Here is a 5,056-nt window from a genome sequence, read left to right as displayed (position 1 = left end):
GAAGTTCGACAGATCGTTGAAGCCGCTCGCGAGCGCAACGTCGACGATCTTCGCTTCGTCGTCGGCGGCAAGACGCAGGGCGGCGGCGCGCAATCGCGCGCGCAGCAGGTATTGATGCGGCGTCACGCCGGCCACCGCCGAGAAGGTGCGCAGAAAATAGAACTCGCTCACGCCCGACGCGCTCGCGAGGCTGGCGAGCGTATGCGCATCGTCGGGCGTTTCGTCGATCAGCCGCAGCGTCGCAACCACACGTGCCGCCGCCGCGGCGCCCGGCGTGGCAGGCGTCGCCGCTTCCTTGCCGCTCGCGACCACGCGCAAGGTCGCGAGCGCGAGTTCCAGTGCAATTGCACCCCAGGCTACCACCCCGGTCGCATGGTCCCGCTCTTGCGCGAGCGCGTCGGCGCAAGCGTGCGCCACGAGCGGCGCGAGCGCGCGCACCGGCGGCACCCGCGCGGCCCGCCAGCGGCGCGCGCCGGGCGCGAGGCCCGCGGCTGCGGCCTGCTCGTCGAGCCAGCCAGGGTCGTAGTGGAACGAGAGGCAGCGGTCGCCCGCCGCATGACGGTGGCCGCATTCGAAGCAGGCGCCGGTTTCCCCGAGCATGAGCGCGCCGGGCGTCATCAGCGCGCGCGCGTTGCCGCTGCGGTAGCCGAATACGCCTGCCGCCACGACGGCGAGGCACGCGCTCGTGTGGCGCTCCTCGTAAGGCCGGTCGCCGGGACCGAGCGTGCAGACGACATCGTCGACCGACCAGCCGGCGCCCGCCGCGAGCGGACGCGCCGTGGGCGCACGGCCGCTATCGGCGCGGCCCTCGCGCTCGCGTTGGGCGAGCGCGCGTTGCAATGAAACGGCGAGACCTTGCACGGCAACCTCGGGTGAAGTTGGCTACGTTCGTTGACTACGTTTGTAGGCTACGTCTGCCGTTGTAGCACATCGCCGCGAGCGTCGCCGGAGCGGCCCCGGCTGCTATCGCCGCCGTTCCTCGATGGCGCGCAGAAGCGACAGCGCGATGCCCTCGGCGGCAAGGCGCACCTCGTCGAGCGCCGGAAACGACGGCGCAATCCGCAGATGACTGTCGTGCGGATCGACGCCATACGGAAACGCCGCGCCCGCGGGCGTGAGGACGAGTCCCGCCGCCGCCGCGAGTTCGACCGTGCGGCGCGCGCAACCCTCGGGCGCATAAAGGCTGATGAAATAGCCGCCGCGCGGCACGTTCCAGCTCACACCGGGCACGCCGGCGAGGCGCGCGCGGAACACCGCGTCGACCGCATCGAACTTCGGCTTGAGCAGCGCCCGATGGCGCGCCATCAACCCGGTGAGCGTCGCGCGGTCGCGCAGGAAGCGCACGTGGCGCAGCTGGTTGAGCTTGTCCGGCCCGATCGTGCGCACGGCTGAGTGCTTCTGCCACCAGGCCACGTTACGCGGCGCAGCGGCGAGCCACGCGAACGCCCCGCCGCCGAAGGTCACCTTCGAGAGCGACGCGAACATCAGCGCGCGGTCTGCGTGGCCCGCCGCCGCGCAGGCTTCGAAAACGTCGAGCGTCGTGTGCGCTTCGTCGCTCAGATGGTGAAAGCGGTAGGCGTCGTCCCAGAAGAGCCGGAAATCGGGCGCGGCGGGCATGGCGGCCAGACGCCGGATCACCTCGTCGGACCAGATCGCGCCCGTCGGGTTGCTGTAGAGCGGCACGCACCACATGCCTTTGATCGACGCATCGTCGCGCACGAGCGCTTCCACGCGGTCCATGTCGGGGCCGTCCTCGCGCATCGGCACGGCGATCATGCGCACGCCCAGCGCCTCGCAGATTGCAAAGTGGCGGTCGTAGCCCGGCACCGGGCACAGGAATGCGATCTCGCCCTGCGCTCGCCATGGCGCGCCCACCTCTGCGCCCTCGCCCGCCGGCACGCCGTGCAGCAGCGCGAAAGTCAGCGCGTCGTGCATCAGTTCGAGGCTCGAATTACCCGCCGCGATCACCTGGGCGGCCGGCACGCCGAGCAGCCCAGCGCCCAGCTCGCGCGCCTCGGGCAAGCCGCTCGCCAGGCCGTAGTTGCGGCAATCGAAGCCATCGCGCGCGAGATAGCCCGCCTGTGCGGCTTCGTCGATGAGCGCCTGCGAGAGGTCGAGCTGTTCGGGCGAAGGCTTGCCGCGCGACATGTCGAGCCGCATCTGCAGTTGCTGGAATCGTTCGTAGGTCAAATCGACGGGCGGCGACATCAACATGGGCTTCTCCAGAAAGCGAAGGACGATGCGAAGAACAACGCGAAGGGTCGGTACGGCCCCAGTATCGGCGCGTCCCGGCGTTCAGACAAACGCGTTATATTGAAGCCTTCGATCAATTTTTCTTATACCAATGAAGACCCTCGACCTCGACGTGCTGGCCATGGTGGTGGCCGTCGCCGACGCCGGCAGCTTCGTGCGCGGCGCCGCGCTCGTGCACCGCTCGCAGGCCGCACTTAGCATGCAGATCCGCGCGCTCGAGGAATCCATCGGCAAGCCGCTCTTTATCCGTGCACCGCGCAGCGTCACGCCCACGCCCGACGGCCAGACGCTGATCGCCTACGCGCGGCGCATGCTCGCGTTGCGCGACGAAGCGTGGGCCTCGCTCGCGCACCCGGAAGTGACGGGGCGCGTGTCGATCGGCGTGCCCGACGATTACGCGTCCTCGCTCATGCCACCGGTCCTGCGCAAGTTCTCGGCGAACTGGCCGAAGGTGGAGATCCAGGTGATCGGGCTGCCGAGCAGCGCGCTCCTGCCGCTCCTGAAGGACAACAAGATCGACCTGGCCTGCATCACGCGTACGCGAGGCCTCGCGGGCGAGTTCATCCGCTTCGAGCCGATGGTGTGGGCCGCGCCCCCCGCGGCGGTAAGCGCGGCGAGCGGGCGCGAGATCTGGCGCGAGCGTCCCTTGCCGGTCGCCCTCTTCGGCGGCGGCAGCGTCGCGCACACGAACGCGATCCAGGCGCTGGAGCGCGCGAAGATCGCCTATCGCACATCGTATGAAAGCCCGAGCCTGATGGGCCTGTGCAGCATGGTGGCCGCGGGTCTCGCCATCGCGCCGCTCGCGCGCTGCGCGGTGCCCGAGACGTTCGTCATGCTCGGCCGCCAGCATGGCCTCCCGGCACTCCCCGAACTGGAAGTGGTGCTCGCGCGCAGCGCGCGCTCGAACCGTCCGCCGTGCGACTTTCTCGCCGACCAGATCCTCGCGGAACTGCGCGTTCAGGAGCGGTGATCTTCCGACGATGCTTCGGGCAACGAATCAGTCGATCAATCGTCGCCCAGCCGCGAAAGCAACGCGTAGAGGCGCGAGACATGCCGCAATAGCATTTCGCGATGCTTCTCGATCTGTTCGAGGCGGCCTTCGAGGTCGGCGCGCACGCGCTCGTCGGGGTCGGCGTAGTTGATCACGTCTTCGATACGCGAGCGCAGCACCGCGGGCTCGACCGGCGGCACGCTCAGGTAGCGCTCGAGCTTGCGCACGTCCTGCGCGGCGAGATCGCGGATCTTGCGCGTGCCCGCGAGACGCCGGTGCGCCTCGGGCGTCGCCGTCGCTTCCTCGCGCTTCGCGCCCTGGCCGAAGATCGGCTCGACGCGCAGCACAGGCGCCTTGCGTACCGGATGCGCGGTGCCGCGAAAGCGCGCGCGCGGCGTCTCGCTCGCGATCGCTTCGCGCGTCTCGTCGGGCACCTCGGCGCTGTCGTGCTTCACGTCCATCCAGCCTTCTGGCAGACCCGTGACGGCTTCCACGCCGCGCACGAACTCCGCGCTGAAGTCGCGCTGGCCCGACACGATCAGCTTCATGTAGCTCGCGGAAAACGTCATCATGCGCGCGAGCCGGGTGGCCGACCCGACCTCGCGCGTGAGCAGCGCCAGATTGGCACGCCACATCGGCATGAGCGTGGCGTTGGCATCGTCCATTGCGGAGCTCCTCCTTCGTTCGCGTCATCTGCCAATGATAAAGGCTGCGGCGCACCACGCGCGCTTTCGCGGGCCGTCTGCCCCATACGCGCGCTATCGTTAGCAATAGGGTCAGCTAACGGTAAAGGGAGCAAGGCACATGCCGACGACTGTCGGCCATGCACGGGGAAATGACTGAGGAAATGACGGCGAGCGGCGCGGCCGGACCTTGGCAGGCCTTAGAAATGGCCCGTGAAGCGGTAACGGCTGCCCGGATGCCAGAGATTGGCGACCGAGGCGACGAGCCCACGCGAGCGGGTGCGCCGGTGCAATACGAGGCACGGCTCGGCCTCCCCCATCGCGAGGCGCGCGCGCGTCTGCGCCTCGGGGGCGAGCGCCTCGATGCGATACTCCACGCCCTGCAGCGGCGCGACATGCACGAGGTACTGGTTCGGCGTAATGTGCGTGAAGTCCTGCGCCGCGTAATCGGGCGCGACGGCGGGATTGACCCAGCGCTCTTCTAGCTGCACGGGCTCGTCGTTTTCGAAGTGAAGCACCCGCGAGTTGAACACCTGATCGTTCGCGGCGAGCCCCATTTCGACGGCGAGCGCCTCGTCGGCGCGATGCACGCCGATCTCGAGCACCTCGGCGCGGTAGCGGTGCCCGCGCGCGAGGATTTCGTCGGAGATGCTGCGAATGGCGACGAGCGTCGATTCGTACTTCGGCCGCGCGACGAAGGTGCCCGCGCCCTGCACGCGCGTGAGCACCTGTTCCGCGGTGAGTTCGCGCAACGCCCGGTTCACGGTCATGCGCGCGACCTTGAACTCGCGCGCCAGTTCGTTCTCCGAAGGCACCTGGTCGCCCTCACTCCACTCACCGGCGTGAATGCGCGCGAGGACGAAGTCCTTGATGCCCTGGTATGCGGGAGCGCTCATCGCGTTGGCCCGTGCTTTGGCTTGGCGTCTGCTTGTGCGTGATCGCGCGTGCTTGCGCTTTACTGCGCCTCGGATTCGAATGCCAACGGGCTGTGCGAAGCGATGGCACCGTTCTGCACGAGACGCGCAATCGCTTCGATATCCGGCGCGAAATAGCGGTCGAGGTCGTAATGCGGCACCTCGGCACGCACCGACTGCATCACGTGCGCAAGCGCAGGGCTCGTGTGGTGCGG

The 5,056-nt window shown here is 68.8% G+C and carries 5 protein-coding genes and 1 pseudogene; 1 reads left to right on the top strand and 5 read right to left on the bottom strand.

Annotated features, from left to right (window positions below; all coding sequences use genetic code 11):
* On the bottom strand, positions 1-861 hold an 861-nt coding region (locus tag AB4Y43_RS40020), incomplete at its 3' end, for a helix-turn-helix domain-containing protein (protein WP_368730258.1).
* Between the two features lie 102 nt (positions 862-963).
* Positions 964-2,208, bottom strand: a complete 1,245-nt coding sequence (locus tag AB4Y43_RS40015; RefSeq protein ID WP_368607156.1) for an aminotransferase class I/II-fold pyridoxal phosphate-dependent enzyme — start codon at positions 2,206-2,208, stop codon at positions 964-966.
* Between the two features lie 136 nt (positions 2,209-2,344).
* Here AB4Y43_RS40015 and AB4Y43_RS40010 point away from each other — a divergent pair, with 136 nt between their 5' ends.
* A complete protein-coding gene (locus AB4Y43_RS40010) occupies positions 2,345-3,223 on the top strand; it encodes a LysR substrate-binding domain-containing protein (protein WP_368730257.1) in 879 nt (292 codons plus the stop codon).
* 35 nt (positions 3,224-3,258) lie between these two features.
* On the opposite strand, the gene AB4Y43_RS40005 is transcribed toward AB4Y43_RS40010, so the two are convergent.
* The 3 genes and pseudogenes from AB4Y43_RS40005 to AB4Y43_RS39995 form a co-directional block, all read right to left on the bottom strand.
* A complete protein-coding gene (locus AB4Y43_RS40005; RefSeq protein ID WP_069269347.1) occupies positions 3,259-3,909 on the bottom strand; it encodes a hypothetical protein in 651 nt (216 codons plus the stop codon).
* Positions 3,910-4,127: 218 nt separating this feature from the next.
* On the bottom strand, positions 4,128-4,823 hold the full coding sequence (hutC, locus tag AB4Y43_RS40000; RefSeq protein WP_368730256.1) for a histidine utilization repressor: 696 nt from the start codon (positions 4,821-4,823) through the stop codon (positions 4,128-4,130).
* 59 nt (positions 4,824-4,882) lie between these two features.
* Positions 4,883-5,056 (bottom strand): annotated as a pseudogene (locus tag AB4Y43_RS39995) (histidine ammonia-lyase); the annotation flags it as partial.

This window comes from Paraburkholderia sp. BR10872 (assembly GCF_040965835.1).
Taxonomy (GTDB): Bacteria; Pseudomonadota; Gammaproteobacteria; order Burkholderiales; family Burkholderiaceae; genus Paraburkholderia; species Paraburkholderia nodosa_A.
Note: the sequence above shows the minus strand (reverse complement) of the source record. Positions and strands in the feature narration are given on the sequence as shown.

Excerpts from the sequence above, each read along its gene's own strand:
- AB4Y43_RS40015 (WP_368607156.1), bottom strand. The coding sequence starts at position 2,208 with ATGTCGCCGCCCGTCGATTTGACCTACGAACGATTCCAGCAACTGCAG.
- AB4Y43_RS40010 (WP_368730257.1), top strand. The coding sequence starts at position 2,345 with ATGAAGACCCTCGACCTCGACGTGCTGGCCATGGTGGTGGCCGTCGCC.
- AB4Y43_RS40005 (WP_069269347.1), bottom strand. The coding sequence starts at position 3,909 with ATGGACGATGCCAACGCCACGCTCATGCCGATGTGGCGTGCCAATCTG.
- hutC (WP_368730256.1), bottom strand. The coding sequence starts at position 4,823 with ATGAGCGCTCCCGCATACCAGGGCATCAAGGACTTCGTCCTCGCGCGC.